The sequence below is a fragment of the Gardnerella phocaeensis genome, from assembly GCF_048545075.1.
Classification (GTDB): Bacteria; Actinomycetota; Actinomycetes; order Actinomycetales; family Bifidobacteriaceae; genus Bifidobacterium; species Bifidobacterium vaginale_J.
In genome coordinates this window covers 57,455-76,795 of the sequence record NZ_JBKQXS010000003.1, presented here as the reverse complement: position 1 = coordinate 76,795, position 19,341 = coordinate 57,455, and the positions used below count along the sequence as shown (strand labels likewise).

Annotated in this window: 16 protein-coding genes and 2 pseudogenes; 11 read left to right on the top strand and 7 right to left on the bottom strand. The window is 38.2% G+C overall.

Annotated features, from left to right (window positions below; translation table 11 throughout):
- Window positions 1-93 precede the first annotated feature (93 nt).
- Window positions 94-1,200 (bottom strand): polyprenyl synthetase family protein, encoded by a 1,107-nt coding sequence (locus tag ACJV2T_RS04660; protein WP_415686892.1) that lies wholly within the window; start codon window positions 1,198-1,200, stop codon window positions 94-96.
- Between the two features lie 207 nt (window positions 1,201-1,407).
- Between ACJV2T_RS04660 and ACJV2T_RS04655 the strand changes: the two genes are divergently transcribed.
- The 4 genes from ACJV2T_RS04655 (at window position 1,408) to ACJV2T_RS04640 (ending at window position 7,651) form a co-directional block, all read left to right on the top strand.
- A complete protein-coding gene (locus tag ACJV2T_RS04655; RefSeq protein WP_419399297.1) occupies window positions 1,408-2,274 on the top strand; it encodes a hypothetical protein in 867 nt (288 codons plus the stop codon).
- 129 nt (window positions 2,275-2,403) lie between these two features.
- Window positions 2,404-3,873, top strand: a complete 1,470-nt coding sequence (locus ACJV2T_RS04650) for an RNA polymerase sigma factor (protein ID WP_415686890.1) — start codon at window positions 2,404-2,406, stop codon at window positions 3,871-3,873.
- Between the two features lie 106 nt (window positions 3,874-3,979).
- Entirely contained in the window at window positions 3,980-6,385 is a 2,406-nt protein-coding gene (locus tag ACJV2T_RS04645; protein ID WP_419399296.1) for a DNA gyrase/topoisomerase IV subunit B, read from the top strand.
- 78 nt (window positions 6,386-6,463) lie between these two features.
- The gene (locus ACJV2T_RS04640; RefSeq protein WP_419399295.1) at window positions 6,464-7,651 is read left to right on the top strand and encodes an MFS transporter; all 1,188 of its coding nucleotides are present in this window, start codon (window positions 6,464-6,466) and stop codon (window positions 7,649-7,651) included.
- 61 nt (window positions 7,652-7,712) lie between these two features.
- Here the strand turns inward: ACJV2T_RS04640 and ACJV2T_RS04635 are convergent, their stop codons facing one another.
- Window positions 7,713-7,955 carry a hypothetical protein gene (locus ACJV2T_RS04635; RefSeq protein WP_419399322.1) on the bottom strand — a complete coding sequence of 81 codons (243 nt, stop codon included), beginning with the start codon at window positions 7,953-7,955 and terminating at the stop codon, window positions 7,713-7,715.
- On the opposite strand from ACJV2T_RS04635, the pseudogene ACJV2T_RS04630 reads away from it, so the two are divergent.
- Window positions 7,849-10,016: pseudogene (locus ACJV2T_RS04630) on the top strand (InlB B-repeat-containing protein). The gene ACJV2T_RS04635 and the pseudogene ACJV2T_RS04630 overlap by 107 nt on opposite strands.
- Before the next feature lie 87 nt (window positions 10,017-10,103).
- On the opposite strand, the gene ACJV2T_RS04625 reads toward ACJV2T_RS04630, so the two are convergent.
- Window positions 10,104-11,213, bottom strand: a complete 1,110-nt coding sequence (locus tag ACJV2T_RS04625) for a type II TA system antitoxin MqsA family protein (RefSeq protein ID WP_419399294.1) — start codon at window positions 11,211-11,213, stop codon at window positions 10,104-10,106.
- 164 nt (window positions 11,214-11,377) lie between these two features.
- Between ACJV2T_RS04625 and ACJV2T_RS04620 the strand changes: the two are divergent.
- A pseudogene (locus ACJV2T_RS04620) lies at window positions 11,378-11,551 on the top strand (DUF3791 domain-containing protein); the annotation flags it as partial.
- Here the strand turns inward: ACJV2T_RS04620 and ACJV2T_RS04615 are convergent.
- The 3 genes from ACJV2T_RS04615 to ACJV2T_RS04605 form a co-directional block, all read right to left on the bottom strand.
- Window positions 11,534-12,592 carry a hypothetical protein gene (locus ACJV2T_RS04615; protein ID WP_419399293.1) on the bottom strand — a complete coding sequence of 353 codons (1,059 nt, stop codon included), beginning with the start codon at window positions 12,590-12,592 and terminating at the stop codon, window positions 11,534-11,536. The pseudogene ACJV2T_RS04620 and the gene ACJV2T_RS04615 sit on opposite strands and share 18 nt — an antisense overlap.
- 97 nt (window positions 12,593-12,689) lie before the next feature.
- Window positions 12,690-13,763 carry a hypothetical protein gene (locus tag ACJV2T_RS04610; protein WP_419399292.1) on the bottom strand — a complete coding sequence of 358 codons (1,074 nt, stop codon included), beginning with the start codon at window positions 13,761-13,763 and terminating at the stop codon, window positions 12,690-12,692.
- A gap of 352 nt (window positions 13,764-14,115) precedes the next feature.
- Window positions 14,116-15,084, bottom strand: coding sequence for an Abi family protein (locus ACJV2T_RS04605; RefSeq protein WP_415683003.1), 969 nt, complete (start codon window positions 15,082-15,084; stop codon window positions 14,116-14,118).
- Between the two features lie 311 nt (window positions 15,085-15,395).
- On the opposite strand from ACJV2T_RS04605, the gene ACJV2T_RS04600 reads away from it, so the two are divergent.
- Window positions 15,396-15,587 carry a primosome assembly protein PriA gene (locus tag ACJV2T_RS04600; protein ID WP_415686884.1) on the top strand — a complete coding sequence of 64 codons (192 nt, stop codon included), beginning with the start codon at window positions 15,396-15,398 and terminating at the stop codon, window positions 15,585-15,587.
- 84 nt (window positions 15,588-15,671) lie between these two features.
- Here ACJV2T_RS04600 and ACJV2T_RS04595 read toward each other — a convergent pair whose 3' ends face one another.
- Complete coding sequence (locus ACJV2T_RS04595; RefSeq protein WP_415686883.1) at window positions 15,672-15,950, bottom strand: hypothetical protein; 279 nt, start codon at window positions 15,948-15,950, stop codon at window positions 15,672-15,674.
- Between ACJV2T_RS04595 and ACJV2T_RS04590 the strand changes: the two genes are divergently transcribed.
- From ACJV2T_RS04590 to ACJV2T_RS04575, 4 genes are all read left to right on the top strand, one after another.
- Window positions 15,949-17,679, top strand: a complete 1,731-nt coding sequence (locus ACJV2T_RS04590) for a hypothetical protein (protein ID WP_472850117.1) — start codon at window positions 15,949-15,951, stop codon at window positions 17,677-17,679. The two genes, ACJV2T_RS04595 and ACJV2T_RS04590, sit on opposite strands and share 2 nt — an antisense overlap.
- Window positions 17,680-18,083: 404 nt before the next feature.
- On the top strand, window positions 18,084-18,326 hold the full coding sequence (locus tag ACJV2T_RS04585) for a DUF3791 domain-containing protein (RefSeq protein ID WP_419399290.1): 243 nt from the start codon (window positions 18,084-18,086) through the stop codon (window positions 18,324-18,326).
- Window positions 18,323-18,817 carry a DUF3990 domain-containing protein gene (locus ACJV2T_RS04580; protein ID WP_419399289.1) on the top strand — a complete coding sequence of 165 codons (495 nt, stop codon included), beginning with the start codon at window positions 18,323-18,325 and terminating at the stop codon, window positions 18,815-18,817. Before ACJV2T_RS04585 ends, ACJV2T_RS04580 begins: the two co-directional genes overlap by 4 nt.
- A 6-nt stretch (window positions 18,818-18,823) precedes the next feature.
- Window positions 18,824-19,093, top strand: a complete 270-nt coding sequence (locus ACJV2T_RS04575) for a DUF3791 domain-containing protein (RefSeq protein ID WP_415683001.1) — start codon at window positions 18,824-18,826, stop codon at window positions 19,091-19,093.
- Window positions 19,094-19,341 lie beyond the last annotated feature (248 nt).

Below are 19,341 nucleotides of genomic sequence, written 5' to 3'. Positions count from 1 at the left end.
ACAATCCTTATACGCGTAAAACCATTTTTACTACTTACGAGTGTACAAGCAAGATAGTAAAGAAGGCTAATTTCGAGCGTTATTTACTAAATATTATTGTACATTACGCCATGCTTCAGGTATAAATCGTTTGCTAATTTCATGCAAAATAGCTTTTCCACTATCGCTCAATGTACTCGATTCGATTGCTTGTTGTGAATCATTCCACAGATTCTCAATTCGCTTTTTTGATTTTTCAATAGCACCAGAATCATAGTAAATCTGTATTATTTTATTTACATCATCTTCACTTCGAGTACTACTCGTGTAAGCTTTTAATAGTATTTCTCTTTCACTATCGGTTCCGTATTGCAAAGCGTCTGCAAGAAGAACTGCACGCTTGCCTTCTCTAATATCACCGCCAATAGGTTTACCTGTAATCTTGCTATCTGAAACAATATCAAGCAAATCGTCAGCAATTTGGAAAGCAACACCTAACGAATCGCCAATAGAATTAGCAAGATTGTATGCTTCACTTGGTTGCATGTTTGCTGCAAGAAAGCCGAGAGTTAATGGAGCAACTGTAGTGTAACTGGCTGTTTTCCATCTAAAAACATTCAAAGATGATTCAGCAAGTTGCATTGGATTATCTAGTTGCATCATTTCTATTGACAAATCCAATACTTGACCAATACCAACATTTCTTTGCATAGACGCAAATGCTGCTAACAATTCCTCTCCATAAGTAAAATTCTTCGCACAATTTCTTGCAATATCGAAACTTTCTGTGGCAAGTAGATCTCCCAGCATTAAACCTAAGCCTGTGCCAATATGCTTATTATTGCAAGCTTTACTTAATGCACAATACGCACTAGGCTTTCCACGTCTCAAATAAGATTCGTCGATAATATCATCATGAACTAATGCAGCTGTTTGAAATACTTCTAGAGCACAAGCTATGTCAAATACAGACTGTTCATGGATTTTTTGAATATTGTTTTCTTTTGATGCAGCGTAAAATGCTGAAATCGTAAGAAGAGCTCTAAGACGTTTTCCGCCTTCGCTTGAAACAATAGCTTGCTTTATTACTTGCTGTAATGTTTGCGCACATGTGGATGAAAGATTATTTTCTAGTTCAGTATTAAATTGCTGAGAAATTAAAAAAGCAATTCTAGATTCAATATCGTTAAGACTGTAATTGTTGCCTATAAATGTGCTCATATTATGAAAGTTATCCACAGGGCTGAACATTACAAAACGCAGTTATTATTATGCTTTAATAAGCTTTTCACCGCAGAAATAATTTTTTATTGAATGCTGACTTATATCTTGAGAAACTTCAATATATCAAAAAATGCTATTGCATAGTTTGATTATCAAAATAAAAAATCATGTAAAAAATCATGTAAAAAATGAGGGGGAGTATGCATGGAAATTGTAGAGGATGATTTGAAAACGAAAATATCGCATAATTGTATGGATGACTTTGATATGCAAAGTCTTATGCAAATTTATGGTGAAAGTGCTAATTCTTTTAATGGTTGTTTAGATTTTGCAGGTTCAGAAGATTTTGATAGTTTTGCTGGAAGAGAAATTTCAGATATTAATGGGAATATATATCCTTCCAAAGAGTGCAGCTTTTTTATGACTTTTTCTAAGGAATATATTTACAACAACTGTAGTGATAGTGCGCAATGGATTAAAGGATTAGAATATTGGGTTCCTGCAGTTTCGGAAGCTTTTATAGAAAATGTTGATCGAAATGGCAAGCAATACGCTATTAGAGATATTGCAAGCAGAGCACTTATGCGATGGTACAACATGTTTGCTTACGATGAAAAAATTTTTGGATATGATCTAGTAAACCTGCCAATAGCAATGTTGCATAATATTAATGTTCGTGATGCAATGCTTATTTCTATTCTAGATGAAAATCAAGAATGGTATGACGAAAAAACTTTGTCGGAATTTGCTTGGTACCCTCACACTCCTGAAGTATCTCGTAATTTGCGGCATTGCTTAGAAGCAAAATTCACTCAAACAAATAATAAGCCTGATATAAAGAGAGCTATTTTCGCGTGCAAAATTTTAAAATCTATGGCTATTATTACTAGAAGCATTCCAAAATTATCTGTGCAAGTTTACGCTTTGTTAGCTTATATCAGTTGGTGGTTTAGGCTAGGAGAAGTAAAATATTATTGTGATTGTGCATTGCAAATTGATCCTGATTGTTCTATGGCAAAAATAGTATGTGGAGCATTCGAAAATGGTCTTGAGCCAGCATGGATTGAATAATTCGCCACGCCGCAAAAATTAGTTGGGGAATAATCGTCTTGCTTAAATGGTTTACTACTTAAGGTAAAACTTGCCCTTGCATGAACTATGCCTATATGCGTTACAAGGGGATAATACAGGAGGAACAGTTTGACGAGTGAAGTTGGATCAACGGTCGACAGCGACGAAATGCAAGATGATACTAAGCCTGTAAAAACTCGCAAGGCTAGCGCTGCGCGTAAAACCAGTACTCGAACTTCGTCAGCTGATAGCAAGACGCGCAGTTCTCGCTCAAAGAAAACTGAAGACAACAAGATTGATACTGAATCAGTATTGTCTGATGCTGAACATGACGAAACTGAGGATAGCGTAGACATTGAATCTCAAGATCAATTATCTATTGATGATCCTTTAGATGACGATCCACATCTTGATGTTGATGATGAACATTTGAATCTTGATGATTTAGACGATATTCAGCCAGAAGATATATCTGATGTTGACGATTTAAGCGATATTGACGTTACAGATGATCTTGATGATGAAGAGTCTGAAGATCTTGATGACATTGAGGATCACGACGAAATTAAGCATGATGCTCCGCAAGTGCCACAAGCAAAAGGCGCATTTGTTGTACGTGATGATGACGATGACGATAATCTAACTCCATCTGGTAATCCTAAACGTCGTGTAATTGCTACAGGCGCTACTGCAGATCCTGTTAAGGATTATTTAAAGCAGATTGGTCGCGTGAGCTTGCTTAATGCTGAGCAAGAAGTTGATTTGTCAGAGCGTATTGAAGCTGGATTGTATGCTCAGCATTTGCTTGATACGCAAATTGATCAAATGGAGTTTAAGCGTAAGCGTGAGCTTAAGTGGGCTGCAGCAGATGGTAAGAAAGCTAAAGATCATCTTCTTGAAGCAAACTTGCGTCTTGTTGTTTCTCTTGCAAAGCGTTATACCGGTCGAGGCATGCTTTTCCTTGATTTAATTCAGGAAGGTAATCTCGGTTTGATTCGTGCAGTTGAAAAGTTCGACTGGAAGAAGGGCTTTAAGTTCTCAACCTACGCAACTTGGTGGATTCGCCAGGCTATTACGCGTGCTATGGCAGATCAGGCTCGTACTATTCGAGTTCCAGTGCATATGGTTGAAGTTATTAATAAGCTTTCTAGGGTTCAGCGTCAAATGCTTCAAGATTTAGGTCGCGAACCTACGCCAGATGAGCTTGCTCGCGAGCTTGATATGCCTGTTGAGAAGGTGCAAGAAGTACAGAAGTATGGTCGTGAGCCAATTTCTTTGCACACTCCTTTGGGCGAGGATGGCGATTCTGAGTTCGGCGATTTGATTGAAGATACTGACGCAATCGCACCGTCTGATGCTGTTGCATTCTCACTCCTTCAAGAACAGTTTAGGCAAGTTTTGGAAACTTTGGCTCCTAGAGAGGCTGGAGTTATTAAGATGCGCTATGGCTTGGAAGATGGTCAGCCAAAGACTTTAGACGATATTGGTCGCGTTTACGGTGTTACTCGTGAACGTATTCGTCAAATTGAGTCTAAAACAATGTCTAAGCTGCGTCATCCTTCTAGATCGCAAACTTTGCGTGACTTCTTAGATCAGTGATTGTGTGAAGTTATATTCTAAAGTGTCGTATTGTTGCTTTTGTGATAATACGACACTTATTGCTTAAAATAATCGGTTGTACGTTTAATAAGTGCAAGGGGTAGAAGTGGTCTCTCATAAAGAGCAGTATGATGCTGATAGCTTGACTGTGCTTGAAGGCTTAGACGCAGTTCGTAAGCGTCCAGGCATGTATATTGGCACTACTGATAGTCAAGGTTTAATGCATTGCCTTTGGGAGATTATTGACAACGCAGTTGACGAAGCTTTAGCTGGAGCTTGCGACCATATTGTTGTTACTCTTCACGACGATGGATCTATTGAAGTTGCAGATAACGGTCGTGGTATTCCAGTAGACGTTGAGCCAAAAACAAAGCTCACTGGTGTTGAAGTTGTTTTAACTAAGCTTCATGCTGGAGCAAAGTTTGGTAACGCTTCTTATAATGCTGCAGGCGGTTTACATGGCGTTGGCTCTTCTGTTGTAAACGCTTTAAGCTTGCGTTTAGATGTTGAAGTTGATAGAGATGGCAAAACGCATCATATGGCGTTCCATCAGGGACATCCTGGTGTTTATTCTGATGCAGATCCAGAGCATCCATCTCCTGCTTCTCCGTTTAAGCGCACGCGCAAAAATAAGCCTACTGAGCTTGAAATTATTGGCACTGTTTCGCCAAAAACTACCGGAACTCGTGTACGCTACTGGGCGGATCCAGAAATTTTTAACTCAACTGCACATTTCAGCTATGAGCAGCTTATTGCTCGCGTGCGTCAAACAAGTTTCCTGGTTCCAGGTTTAAAAATTACTGTTATTGACGAGCATGTTCCTGAAGGTGAATCTGCAAATATTGAAGAAATTGATTCTCCAGAAGACAATGTTGTAGACGATAATGTTGCAGAAGATAATCTTCTTGAAAACAAGTCTGATAATAGCGATAACTCTGCGGCTGATTTTGAAGAATTAGAATCTGAAACAACATTAGAAGATGAAGATGATTCTGAAGATAAGACTGAAAATATCGCGAATGAAGATGAGACTGAAGATGATACTGAAGATGCTGAATCTGAAGAATCAGTTGCACAATCTGTTGCAAATGCTCAGTCTGCTAACTCAATGCAAAATAAGCATCATCCTCGAGTAGTTGAATTTTTGCATAATGGTGGCGTTAAAGATTTCGTTGATTTTCTTTCAAAAGGTGAAGCAGTATCGGATATTTGGCGTATTTCTGGCGAAGATACGTATGTAGAAGAAACGCAAGCTGTTGATTCTGCAGGAGATTTACACGCGCAGCAAGTAACTCGAAAATGCGGCGTTGACATTGCAATGCGTTGGGTAAACGGCTACGATTCAACGATTATTAGTTTCGTAAACGTTGTTGAAACTCCTGGCGGAGGTATGCACGTTGACGGATTCTTGCAAGGATTGACTAAGCAAATTCGTAAAGCTGTTGAAGACAACGCGCGCAAACTAAAAGTAAATCTTAAAGATTCGAATACGAAAATTGAGCGCGATGATATTACAGCAGGATTGGTAGCAGTCGTAACTGTTCGCATTGCTGAGCCTCAATTCCAAGGTCAAACTAAGGATGTTCTTGGAACCGCTCAAGTTAAGCCAATCGTTACTAAAATGACTGATGCTCAATTCGGTGAGATGATTACCGGTTCTAAGAGAGGATTCAAAGAGCAGTCTGCTAGGGTTTTGGAAAAAATCGTTTCCGAAATGCATGCGCGTATTCAGGCGCGTAAAACTAAGGAAGTTACGCGCAGAAAGAATGCCCTTGAGTCTGCTTCAATGCCGCCGAAACTTTCTGACTGCCAGCCTGGAAACGACGATGTTGCAGAACTTTTCATCGTCGAGGGTGATTCTGCACTTGGTACTGCAAAAGCTGCTCGAAATTCTGCTTTCCAAGCGCTTCTTCCAATTCGCGGTAAGATTTTGAACGTGCAAAAAGCAAGTCTTGCACAAATGCTTTCCAACAAAGAGTGCGCTGCAATTATTCAAGTTGTTGGAGCAGGATCGGGCGCAAGTTTTGATATTTCACAAGCACGTTATAACAAGATTGTTATGATGACAGATGCTGATGTTGACGGCGCGCATATTCGTATTTTGCTTCTAACGCTGTTCTACCGTTATATGCGTCCGCTTATTGAGCACGGCCATGTTTATGCTGCAGTGCCGCCTCTTCACAGGATTGCGCTCGCTGGAAAGCACAAGGGCGAGTATATTTATACTTACTCAGACGACGAATTGGCTGGAAAGCTCAACGATTTGCAAGCTAAAGGCATTGATTTTAACAGCGATATTCAGCGTTATAAGGGCTTGGGTGAGATGGATGCGGATCAGCTTGCAGACACAACCATGGATCCTAGAACCCGTATGCTTAGAAGGATTCGCATGGAAGATGCTCAGCAGGCGAGTGAGGTATTCGATTTGCTGATGGGCGATGATGTTCCTCCGCGCAAGCAGTTCATTGTTGATAACGCAGACGACTTCGATCGTTCCAAAATCGATACCTGATATCGGCATGTTGTTTGCATCGCTTTATGAGGGCGTGTTTGCATTAGAAATATGAAGTACTGAGGTTAGGGAATTTTTATGATTAACCTTCTTCTTGCTGTTATTTATCTTGCTTTTATAAGCTTGGGTTTGCCGGATGCTCTTCTTGGAGCTGCGTGGCCTACGATGAGTCATGATGTTGGTGCGCAAATTTCTTGGGCTGGCGGAATATCAATGGTTATTTCTGCAGGAACAATTGTTTCTGCGCTGCTATCTAATAGGCTTACGCATAAGTTTGGTCCGGGTAAGGTTACGCTTATTTCAGTTGCTTTAACAGCTTTAGCGTTACTAGGTTTTTCTTTTGCTCCGAATTATCTTGTGCTTATTTTTCTAGCTATACCATACGGTTTGGGTGCTGGAGGAGTGGACGCAGCTCTTAATAATTACGTTGCAGTGCATTATGAAAGCTGGCATATGAGCTGGCTTCATTGCATGTGGGGAATTGGGGCTTCAGCAGGCCCTTACGTTATGGGTTTCGCACTTTCTCACGGTCAACGTTGGCCTGCAGGCTACCAGTATATTGCTGTTATACAAATTGCTTTAACACTTGTGCTGCTTATGAGTTTGCCGCTGTGGAAAAATAATAATAAAAAGGCAGGGCCGCATAATCTTACTGAGGTGAAGAAACAATCTTCTGGGATGCTATCTTATAAGGAAGTTTTGCGGATTCCAGGAGCGAAAAATATTCTTATTATGTTCTTTTGCTATTGCGCTTTGGAACAAACTGCAGGGTTATGGGCTAGTAGTTACATGGTTTTGCATGGAGGAGTTAGCCGCATTGTTGCAGCCGGCTGGGCAAGCTTGTTTTATGTTGGTATTACGGTTGGCCGTTTTGTAAGCGGATTTCTTACTATGCGTTTTAACGATGCAACCATGATTCGTATTGGTCAGTGCGTGATGCTTGTTGGCATTTTAGTATTGTTGCTGCCTTTGCCGAATCATATTGAGCTTATTGCAGGATTTGTAATTATTGGACTAGGATGCGCTCCAGTTTACCCATGTATTATTCATTCAACTCCGCATTATTTTGGTGCTGATAAGTCTCAAGCGATTGTTGGAATGCAAATGGCAAGTGCATATATTGGATCTATGGTAATGCCTGCTATTTTTGGAATAATTGCGCAGAATGTTTCCATGATCCTGCTTCCAGCTTATTTGATTATTCTTCTCGCTGTAATGACTTTTATGCATGTGCGTTTGCTTCGAACTTGCGCAACTTGTGTGTGAAAGCATTTGCGTGCGAGATTAAGTGTAAGCTTTCATAATTTTGTATATACATTATATTGAATTATGGTATACTGGTTAATGAGGTTGCATTCTTAGGATGAGATTGCAGCTGTGTGATTTTATAAGTTTTTTTAAATTTGTTTATTTTATAAGAGGGAAAAATGAATAAGAGAACTGTGCTTGTATTGTCGACGACGATGATGAGTATTGCTACAGCTGCTTGCGCTTTTTGCGTTGCACAGAGTGCGAGTGCTGCTGAAAACACTACTTCTAATGTTGCTAGTGTTTCCGCTGCAAAAGTCACTACCCCCCCCCAATTGAAAATATTTCTTCTCAAGAAACCAATTCTTCTGAGACAAATGGCATAAAGTCTTCTGATTCTTCTGATAAAGATAATATAAAACCTGAAACGAATTCGAAACCAAATTCTAATACAAAAACTGAATCCAAGCTTGAAGCTAAGAGCGATGTAAAGTCTGATGCAAAGCTTGATGTCAAGTCTGATTCAAAGCTTGATACAAAGACTAATGTAAACACTGTCGTTAAGACTACTGCTAAATCTAATGTAGATTCTGCTGTAAATACTGATACAAAAGATGAATCAAATATTGATTCAAAGTCTAAAGTTAGTGAAAACTCAGTTTCACCAACGATTTTTAATCAAGCGCTTTTTGCTAGTGGTAAGCCAGAGCCTAATCACCAACAACAGCAAGAAAAAACCGAGCTTAAAGTAAGTCTTTGCTGGGAAACTATGAACAGCGATAATAACAAAGCATTTATTAATAGCGATAGCGATTTTGGTCAATTGAATTTTGTGAGTTGGGATTTTGGTTCCACGCTGGACTCTTCTAGGCAAGACGTAAAGAATGAGTTTGCTAAAATCAAATTTAAGATAATAGATAAAACTGATAACAACAAGGTAGTAGCAGAAACAACTGGCACTTATAATCCTGATACTGCTACGAGCGCAACAAAAAGCTTGGGTAGTTATGATTCAAGCCATACATACATAGTGTCAGTGGTAAACAGCACAGTTCCAAGCCCGTATTACGTGACGTACAATAATGTTTCTACTAATGAAGGCGAAGCTTTTGATCCCGACGCCACATACTTTACTTGGACCCCATCTAAAGGGTCTGATAAAAAGTCTCAAAACAAGTATTTTCGTCTAAATGTATTGGAAATTGTTTATGCCAAAGATGAGAATGTAGCTAGTAAGTGTTTCTCGTATTCACAGCCTCAAAACGCTAATAAAGAGTATCAATCTGATGGCGATTGGCAGTTCAAATATAACAGTGACAATATTTTTGAGCGTATTCGAGTAAAAGATAATGCTATTCAATTCCCGACAACTAATCCTACAAAAGTGGGTTACAAGTTTGCTGGCTGGCAGTTCTATGTTGCTAGAAAAGCAACAAATAAACGCCCATATACATCATATGACCGTATGTTTGATGACGATAAAAAGATAATAGATAACACAACTGTTGACTATGTACCATTTAACGAACAAACTACTAACTACCCATATTTATTTGCTGTGATTAGAGATAGCAAGGGTGTAAATACGTTTGGAAGTAAACTAGGTACACAATATTGCACTACAAACCACACATTCGTTGTGTTCCCAAAGTGGATAAAAGAAGCTGATCATACAGTTACTTTTATGAATGAGGGCAGTGAGTATGCGAAAGTAAAAGTGCAAGCTGGTGAGTCTATTAGTGCTCAGTCTATGCCTACTAAACCTTCGAAGTATGGGTATTCTTTCATAGAGTGGAATGCCGATTCTACAGGTAAAGATAAAACTAAAGTATTTACCGCTAGCACTAAAATAGATAACGATATGACGGTGTATGCGATTTATAAGAATTATTCGCCAACACTTACTTTACAAGATAAAACAATTACTGAAGGCGAATCGTTGGATTTGAATAGTCTTATCGTGTCTGCTAAAGATACGGAAGATGGGGATATAACAAGTAAAGTAAAGCTAACAGATAACGGTGGTTTTGATAATACTAAAGTTGGCTCCTATAAGATTACGTTTAGTGTAACGGATAATGGTAGCGCTACTGCAACAGCATCTGCCACAGTAACTGTTACTAAGAAGCCAACGCAGCCAACTCCTGAACCTGAGCCTGAACCAACTCCAACTCCAAGTCCTGAACCTGAACCAGAACTTGAGCCAGCACCGGCTCCAGCTCCTTCGCAACCAGAGCAACCGGAAGCTGAGCGAGTTGTTAAACGTCTTCCACAAACTGGCTCAACCACAACACCAGTTCTCGCTTCCGCAATTGCATCGCTTTTCGCAGGGCTCGCTGGCTTTGCTAAATCATTTGCTGCAACGCGCAAGCGCAGAAACTAGACTTTGTGCTGTGAATGTTTTGCACAATTGTTAGTAATTTTCCCCTGTTGTGTTCATATCAGCAGGGGAAAATTCTTATTTATAGTGTTACTTGCTTGAAAACATGTATTGTGCGTACTGGCTAATGTCGTTGGGATTTATCATGTTAAATTTTGTTTTTATTTCGCTAAAATAATCACCAATAATGTTTTTTCTGATTATTTTATTTGATGATTCGTTTTCGTTAAGATTTCCTCGTGCTAGAACCCATGGTTTTTCAGTGTGTGTGAATCGTTCAAGTTCTTTACCGCTGTAGCAGCAAAGATTTTCAATCACACTATCGCATACTGCTTTTTCAGTAGCAGATAGTGTAGTTGTTAGTTCTGCTGTAAGTCTCGTGATGTCGCTTTTTTGAGCGTATTTGTAATCAGCTAATTTTCCTGATGATTTAATTCCTGATATTTCTGTTGTTGGCGAATCGATTGGTGTAAAAGTGTAGTCTTTATAGCGCAAATAGACGTCTTTATACACGGGTCCATGAACCCATGCTTGACAATCATCGGTAAATAGGAACGATTTATAGAATGCAAAGTAAAAACCTTGTATGTAGTACAATGATTTTTGCAAAGCAAGGGGAGTAATGTCCTCGCATTTTACGAGCAAGTATTGTATTACATCGTTTATTTTGTTGCTTGAATCTGTGTTAATAGAGTCGTTATTGCTTGAAGAATTGTTGGACTTAAGCAATAGTTTTTGAGTTGCCTTGTAGCTTTTTTCGTAGCTAAGTGAGGATTTCAGATTGTTCTTATTGCTGATTAACAAGTGCAAGTAATATTCCGGATCATTATAAATGTGTTGCAAAATGTCAGAATATTGTTTTGAAGGAATATCTCCGTCTGCAAACCTAGAAAATGTTTGCTCGCCCCAGCCAAGTAGCAGCGAAAGTGGACGTTTACCTATTGAGTATTTAGCAGGGATTTTCTTGATTTCGTCAAGTGGAATAATATTGTTTTCTTTACGATACACGTCATACAATGCTCGAAGATTCGCGTCAATAATTTCGGGTACATATACAGCAGAACCGCAATCTTTGCAGTGTGCTTCTGTGCCAGTGTAGGAATATTGTTTTCCTTTAATAGATGCAGTCATTGGAACGGATTTTGTTGAGTACTCAACTTCATCCCTGCACTCTTCGCAAAATGTTTTATTTGCACGCATTTATACTCATTTTTTAGGACTAATTAACATTTACATGAACTTAATTTATGATACAAAAAATAAAAGTTTTTATCAAGAAAAATGCATCTATTGATGCATAAATAATTGCACATGCATTTTAGAATAAAATTTATTAGCCATATAAATGTTCTTGACTTGTTTTTATGCTTAGACCATCTACAAGAGTCTTTGACAAAGATAAGCTTGATTTTGCAATATTTTGTATTGAAAATGTTGCTAAGAAGCTTAATCAAAACCCTCGCGATACGTATGATGCTTTGACTAAGAAAAGTAATATTCTTATGTATTATATTGTTCCGTCATATGATCTTTTGCACCCTTACAATACCGCCCTTTGCTAAAGCCTTAGAAATAGCATGGTCTTTCGGTATAGTAATGCCCGTTTTTGTTTTATCAGTGCGATTCTTATGTTCAATCGCCCTCTGAATAAGCTCCTGCTGATACGCGTTTGTAGCTTCTACGCTTGGGGCAGGGTTCTTAAACTTAGCATAATCGCCTATGCCTTGGCGCAGCTTGTTCATCATTTCGCCAAACGGGGTTATTACCACGTCTTTCTCAATATGACCGTCGCTTGGCGCATCTTCAGCACTATACTGAATATTAAGCGGATAACCGTCAGTGCCTTTAGCGGAATTATCGAACATAGTCCATGACATTGGCATGTCTTTCTGAGCTACGTCACTACGAGATGCTCTATCATGCTTATATTCAGGATTATCAAGGAAATATTGTCTTGGCATAGTTTCTGGTGGCTCATGCTTGCATTCGTCTGGCTTGCATTTAGGCTCGCATTTGTCGCATATGAGCTTGCAAAATGCCTCTAAACCAGAGATATTTTTGCCAGATACGCCTTGACTTGGGTCTATGTCGTTAAGTGACGACAATTCTGCCTTAAGTGCTCCCGGAGCAATGCCGGTTGTAATCATTTGGTTATTTACGTATTCTTGTTGGGCTTTTACATATTCCATATACGCGTCAGGGACTTTACTGCCTTGCCAGTTATCTGGGTTAGTAGGGTCTATTTTCGTAGGTTCAGAGTTTTTACTGATAGCGGTATAATACCCGTCTGGGGTTTTTATAGCCCAGATAGGCGCGCTAGTATCGCAATGAACACCGTCGCTTTGATTGAGTTTTCCTAATATTTGATTGTATAATGCGGAGTTACTTGGTTCAACTTTCACATATTGAAGGCCAGTTTTGGTTTGGCCGGGATTGCCGGTGTATTCGCCAGGGTTCTTAAAGTGATTAACTTTGTTGCTGAGGCAATTTAAGTCATCGGCAAATGCGGTGTTAGTAATCAGTAAGCTAGCAGCCATAAAGGTTGCGGTTATCATTGGTATTATTTTTCGTTTTTTCATAAAAAAGCCAGCCTTTTGATAGATACGAATAGTATTCTCAACTAATATCTATCGCGGGCTGGCTTAAAAAAACGCTATTTTTGAATATTTTTTTTATTTAATTTGTTGTGGCATAACCAACAATTAGAATACGACGATTGCTTACTGATTGGTCATGGTTTACTCTATAGTGAAGTCTTAGATTAAAGTCATAAGTAGAATCCTTATGTTTCTTATCTTTCGTGGCGGCAATATGATGTATAGGAGCTTCGCATGTAATGCTATCATTGTCAGTGTTTTGAATATTATATTTGCACTTAATCTGACCGGTTATTTGACGGACAGGAATCCTTCGATACCAATGCACGTATTTTGTTAATCCTTCATCGACAAACTTTTTAGCATCTTTTTTAGTAGCCGCTTCGTCTGTTGCACGACTACTAAAAGTATCTAGTATTTCGGCTATATGATAGTCGTCTTTAAGCCAGTTATCGAATATTTCGTTTAGGCCGCTTTTATTAAAGATATTATTCATATCTTTATGATTAAGAGCGTCTTTCTTATAAAAATCATCCCAGCCGCCGTAAATAGGATTCAAAATACGCTGATAATCGTCATAAATCGTGCCAGCCACGTATTCTTTGGTCAAATACGTGTATTTCACGTTCATAGAACCGTCCTTATTGTAGGCTTTAGAAATATCGTCCGTCAGATTAGGGTCAGCGGTTTTACTAGGGAACATAACGTCCAAGCCTTCGTCGAATGCTATCATTGCTCGCTTTAGAGCATCAGCCTTATTATCAGCGGTCATTTCGTTATGCGAATTAAAATAGTATGGTTGAATATCAAGTTTGCCGTGGATACGGTAAAAGTCGGCTAATTCGCGAGCTTTATTGCTTTTCTCGTCAGCTTTCGTATTCGACAAGTTTTGCGTAGACGCGTAGCGTTGAGCATTGCTAAATTGCGGCTTATTAGAGGCTTGATACCACCAAATCAGACCGCCCAGCAAGGCTAACAGAATCACGCCAATAATGCCGCCCGCAATAATGCGAGTATTGCGTGTTTTAGCGGATTTATCCGCGCCTTCTACGATTTGCGTAGTATCGTAGTCTGCACTTTCTTCAGTAGTGCCAGCAAGCATTTTATCCAAATCTTCCGCCTGCTTATTGTTAGGTAGGTTGTTATTTTCCATGTTTGTGTCCTTCTGCTCAAATTAACGCGATGTTCTAGTTATATGTCACGTGTATTGTCTCTCGCATATAAACGATTCAATAATATTGGGGGGGGGGGGTATTATTTGAGCGCTTTTATCATCTGGTATTTGTAAATGCGCTTTTTGTAGCCGCTTACCCTATAAATGGTTGGCAGTGATTAGTAAGAATCATAAGATGAAATATTTGGGGTTATAAGTCTTACAACTTATAACCCCATAAAAGAAAAAAGAAGAACCCGACGCATCAGATTCTTCCAGGTTTAGTCCGAAGACGTCCACCGCAATTCAATTACAATGCTATCATACAAGTAAAATTGTGCAACGAATTTTACTATTTTTTCATAAAACACTTAAGTAATTTCATATTAGACTTATGCTGAGTTCCAAGTATCTTACTACATATGTTCACAGGCAGCTTTTTTCTCAAACGTTCTGTTTCGCTATCATACTGTTCAACAAAATCCTTACGCATTTTCTCAGGTGCGCCCATTTTACTAAGAAAATAAGTAATAATAGTAACATAAGCATCCATGTATTTAAAATCAATATTATCAATTTTCATTTCAGTTTTAAGAAGTATTGATAACCTATTATCTACTTTTCCAGTTTTAAATCGAGTATCAAAAATAACATTATTATGAGCTATAGCATTCCTCAAATCCTTAATAGCATAAATAAGAAATCTCGTAATCATGCCATCTGAATCTAAATTAGTCGGCAAACTCATAATAGTTGAAACACATTTTTTAACCTTAATGTTCGCACACTCATACAACATTCCAAATTCGCCTAAAGTTAAAGTCTCAAATATTGCCCACACCGGTATAGATTTATCATTATCAAAAAAATGTGCAACAACGCTTCTTTTACTGTAATCTCTTATTAGTGCTGAATTTATTCTGCCCTTAAGATTCATTCTTCTAATATAAGCATTTTTATATGCGCTAGAACCTGATTTATGCGATTTGTAAGCCGTTAACGACTTATTGTAAATATCATCGAAATTTTCAGACTTACAATCATTTAATAACGCTTCTATCACGTAGCTTTTCAACGCATTTTCAATGAACATAACAGCAGGATATAAAATCGTTTTTAATCTCATGTCAAAATCATTTAATGCAACGACCTCATCGAAAGAAGAGAACCTGATACGATTAGCATCTTCGCGCACAAACCTATACCCCTTGAAGCCATGATAATAACCAATATTGCGCAAAGATTGCAATTGTGATTTTGGATCAATATCAATGTGATGCGTATTCTTTAAGTATTCCATCAACTCATAAATTGTTAGCATAAATCCCCTCCTTCTAACACTACTAGAAATCATACATCAAGAGACTGGTATTACGGTTGGTCGTTTTGTAAGCAGATTTCTTACTATGTGTTTTGATTACTTTTATGCATGTGCGTTTGCTTCGAACTTGCGAAAGTTGAGCGTGAAAGTATTTGCGTGCGCGATTAAGTGTAAGTTTTCATAATTTTGTATATACATTATATTGAATTATGGTATATTAGTTTGTGTGGTTGCATTCTTAGGATGAGATTGCAGCTGTGTGGTTTTTATTTTGTAAGTTTTTTTAAATTTGTTTATTTTACGAGGGAAAAATGAATAAGAGAACTGTGCTTGTATTGTCGACGACGATGATGAGTATTGCTACAGCTGCTTGCGCTTTTTGTGTTACACAGAGTGCGAATGCTGCTGAGAGTGTTACAACTGCGGCTGATGCTGTTGTGAATGCTAATTCTAAAGTTGTGAATCCGGGATTTTCTGACGGGGGGGGGGTATCCTTTCGCTAAAAATCCTGATAAAGCAAAGGATGATGCTAACTTTCAGAATGTTGATACTTCGAAAAATAATATAAATTCTAATAATGCTAATATTCATAAGAATGATGCTGTAAATAATAATGTCAAAGATAATAGTTCTGCAAACGATTCGGCTGATGTAAAGAAAAGCAAAGTAGCTGTATACAAGTCAGCTAAATCTACAAAAGAAGTATCAGAAGATAAAAAAGCAAACGGCGATGAAGAAGACAAAGATGTCAAAGGTGCAACTGGTTCTGTAAACGAAAATCCTGCAGCAAAAGATGATAAAGCGGCAGCAGACTCTACAAATAATGACGATAAGAAAAGCGAAGTTAAGCCTAATAAAGAAGGCATATACGATTTTAGTAATGATAAGGATGTAACAAATCCGTTCCCTAATGTAATTACACCGGCTGAAGTAAAAGAGCTGCAGGATAAAACGAAATCTGTTAGACCTCTGTCTTTTATTCAAAAGATTTTTTATACGGCTTATGGAAAGAAGTTTTCTGTAGAGAATGGTCAAGCATCTGGTGATACTAAAAGTATTGATGGATTTATTAATACGTATAGTGGCAGGCTTGGAAGAATTGATATTTTCATATTTTTACCGCGTGTTGATAAAGAAAGTGTATATACCGGTGATGGTCAATTTTATTCATATAGATCATCCCGTGAGCTAAAAAATCCAGATGGATCAGTAAATCTTGACCTTAATAAAGCTCCTGACGGTAAGATTCCATACAAGCTTGAGGTAAATGGGAAGCTTGTTGGATCCAATTTGGCTGATAAGACGAATATTAAAGTTTATATGAGAAAAAACCAAACGTTTATCCATGTTGTTATGGAGGGCAACAACGCTAATGAAGCTATTTTGGGTTATGAAGGATTTAATCATGAAGACTCATCTGGAGCTTTCGGATATATTGCTTTTATACCAGAATGTGGCGCGCAATTCCATTTTGTTGATGATTTGCAATATCGCAAAGTAGCAAACATTGAAGGGAATGGTGAACTTTCTCAACGCAGTTCTGGTGAAACTGATAGGTTCTCTACTAAACCGTTTACCAAGTTGGATTTATCTGACTTGTCTGAGATTAAAAATATTGCCGGAGTGAGGTTTGGTAATAATCAGGTTGTCAGAAATATGTATACGCCTCTCCTAAGCTACGAAGGAGAACCCAAGAAAGATTCTATTAAGCGCCCAACTATGGAAGAGCTTAAAAATACTAATATCCCTGGTTATATTTATTACAGTAACGATATTGATACTCCTAAAGGGGGAGAATTTACTGCGGATAATACAGGTGATTTTGGCAACTACGATTACGGTATTGTTCGAGATACGGATGATAATCAAGTAACAACAAAGCATTATTATGTGACATTTAGGGCAATTCCTACGCAGCTGGTCGTGAAATATAAGAAAATTGATGGAACGTTTGAGTCAGGTGCAACGTATGGGCTTTTAAATTCTAAGAATGCTCAAATTGGTGATCAATTTGCTGCCGCAAGTGGTGATATTGTTGCAAGTAGTAAAGATGATTTAGTTGCAATGATGAAGTCTCAAGATACTCATTTCATACAGAGCTCTACTGGTTCTTTGCCTACTGGTTATTTATCTAAGGGTGTCGTGTATTTGCTGCCAGGACATTATACTGTAAAACCAAATGTTAAAGCGCCAGATGGGTATGAGTGGGTTGTTGAATCAACAGATCAGTCTTCTAAGAGCAGTGCAGATATTAATATTGGACTTCAAACTGGTGATGTTGCGGTTCAAGAATCTGTTACTTTTGTGTTGAAAAAGAAACCAACGCCGCCAACTCCTAAGCCTGAACCTGAACCAATGCCAACTCCAATGCCTGAGACTGAGCCTGAACCAGAAGCAGAGCCAGAACCTGAGTTTGCTCCAGCTCCTGCTCAACCAGAGCAGCCAGAGCAACCGGAAGCTAAGCGTGTTGTTGAGCGTCTTCCACAAACTGGCTCAACCACAACCTCAATTTTCGCTTCCGCAATTGCCTCGCTTTTCACAGGTCTCGCCGGACTTGCTGAATCATTTGCTGCAACGCGCAAGCGCAGAAACTAGTTATAAATGGTTGGAAACAATCGGTAAGAACCATAAGATGAAAAAATATTTGGGGTTATAAGTCTTATAACTCATAACCCCATAAAAGAAAAAGAAGAATCCGACGCATCAGATTCTTCTAGGTTTAGTCCGAAGACGTCCACCGCAATTCAAATACAATGCTATCATACTGTTCAACAAAATCCTTACTTATCTTCTCAGGTGCGCTCATTCTACTAAGAAAATAAGTAATTGTCGAATAATTTAAGTTTTGCTGAGTTTGTTGAAACTTTATGTTTAATACACTAAGCAGAAGCCTTACTTATATTTTTTGATGTAGACTTGTGTTAGGTGTGTTAGGACTTGTTGTATACGCATTATCTAGTAGATGTATTTCTAATAATGTTTTTACAAAAGGAGGGGTTGTGATTGATAATAAACAAGCGAGCTTTGACAAAGATAAGCTTGATTTTGCAATATTTTGTATTGAAAATGTTGCTAAGAAGCTTAATCAAAACCCTCGTGATACGTATGATGCTTTGACTAAGAAAAGTAATATTCTTATGTCTTATATTGTTCCGTCATATGATGTTTTGCATACTCAAGGAAAAGAGTATATTACAAACGATATTATTTCTTTCATGCGAGAAAAAGGTGTGGAAGTATGATTGTTTATCATGGTTCTTTTATGCCTGTTGAATTTCCGGACATATTGCATTCGCGTAAAGATGTTGATTTCGGTGCAGGTTTTTACACTACTTCAATACGCAGTCAGGCTGATAATTGGGCGAAGAAATTTATTCGCAAGGGCAAAGATGCTTTTGTTTCTTCTTATGATTTTTATGAGGATGCGCTTAATAAATTATCTGTGCTTAAGTTTGATTCATATTCTGAAGAATGGCTTAATTTCATACTTAATGCTCGTTCCGGGAATGACTCAAGTAGTTTTGACGTGGTAATTGGCGGTGTTGCGAACGATAAAGTTTATAACACTCTTGAATTGTTCTTTGATAATCTTATTACTAAAGCTGAAGCTTTGGGTAGGCTAAAGTATGAAAAGCCTAATAACCAAATTTGTTTTAGAAGTCAAAAAGCTATTGATTTGTGTCTTACATACATAAAAAGCGAGTGTGTAAGTGGCAGGTTTTTAGGGGAGTGATGGATTTTGAAGGCGAATCCTGTTTTGTTGCAAAAGAAGTATGCGAGGGTTGTAAGTCTTTTAGCTGAGCGTGCTGGGTTGAGTTACGAGCAGGCGCTTGACGTGTTTTATCATTCAGTTACTTACGATTTAATGCGCAACGGTATTTCGGATATGCATTGCATGAGTGACGGATATTTGGTGCAAGATTTGCTTGATGAGATACATGAATCTAAAGATTATGATAATTCATGTCCTGAAGTAATTTCGGATGCGAGCTTGAAAAGCGTTCAATAATTGTTGATAACGCTGACGACTTCGATTGTTCCAAAATCGATACCTGATTTTGTTATAATTTTGCACCCTTACAATACCGCTTTTCGCAGGTCTTGCCTTAACAAAACGTAGGCATAACGAGTAGATTAGTTAAGTTTTGCATTTAACTTTGTTATTGTCTAATGCGTCTTGTGAAAATCAAACGAACATGACATAAAGAATCATGATTCGCATAAAAAACGTGGTTCTCGTGAAAACCACGAGAACCA

Excerpts from the sequence above, each read along its gene's own strand:
- ACJV2T_RS04660 (WP_415686892.1), bottom strand. The coding sequence starts at position 1,200 with ATGAGCACATTTATAGGCAACAATTACAGTCTTAACGATATTGAATCT.
- ACJV2T_RS04655 (WP_419399297.1), top strand. The coding sequence starts at position 1,408 with ATGGAAATTGTAGAGGATGATTTGAAAACGAAAATATCGCATAATTGT.
- ACJV2T_RS04640 (WP_419399295.1), top strand. The coding sequence starts at position 6,464 with ATGATTAACCTTCTTCTTGCTGTTATTTATCTTGCTTTTATAAGCTTG.
- ACJV2T_RS04625 (WP_419399294.1), bottom strand. The coding sequence starts at position 11,213 with ATGCGTGCAAATAAAACATTTTGCGAAGAGTGCAGGGATGAAGTTGAG.
- ACJV2T_RS04615 (WP_419399293.1), bottom strand. The coding sequence starts at position 12,592 with ATGAAAAAACGAAAAATAATACCAATGATAACCGCAACCTTTATGGCT.
- ACJV2T_RS04610 (WP_419399292.1), bottom strand. The coding sequence starts at position 13,763 with ATGGAAAATAACAACCTACCTAACAATAAGCAGGCGGAAGATTTGGAT.
- ACJV2T_RS04605 (WP_415683003.1), bottom strand. The coding sequence starts at position 15,084 with ATGCTAACAATTTATGAGTTGATGGAATACTTAAAGAATACGCATCAC.
- ACJV2T_RS04600 (WP_415686884.1), top strand. The coding sequence starts at position 15,396 with ATGAATAAGAGAACTGTGCTTGTATTGTCGACGACGATGATGAGTATT.
- ACJV2T_RS04595 (WP_415686883.1), bottom strand. The coding sequence starts at position 15,950 with ATGCCTTCTTTATTAGGCTTAACTTCGCTTTTCTTATCGTCATTATTT.
- ACJV2T_RS04580 (WP_419399289.1), top strand. The coding sequence starts at position 18,323 with ATGATTGTTTATCATGGTTCTTTTATGCCTGTTGAATTTCCGGACATA.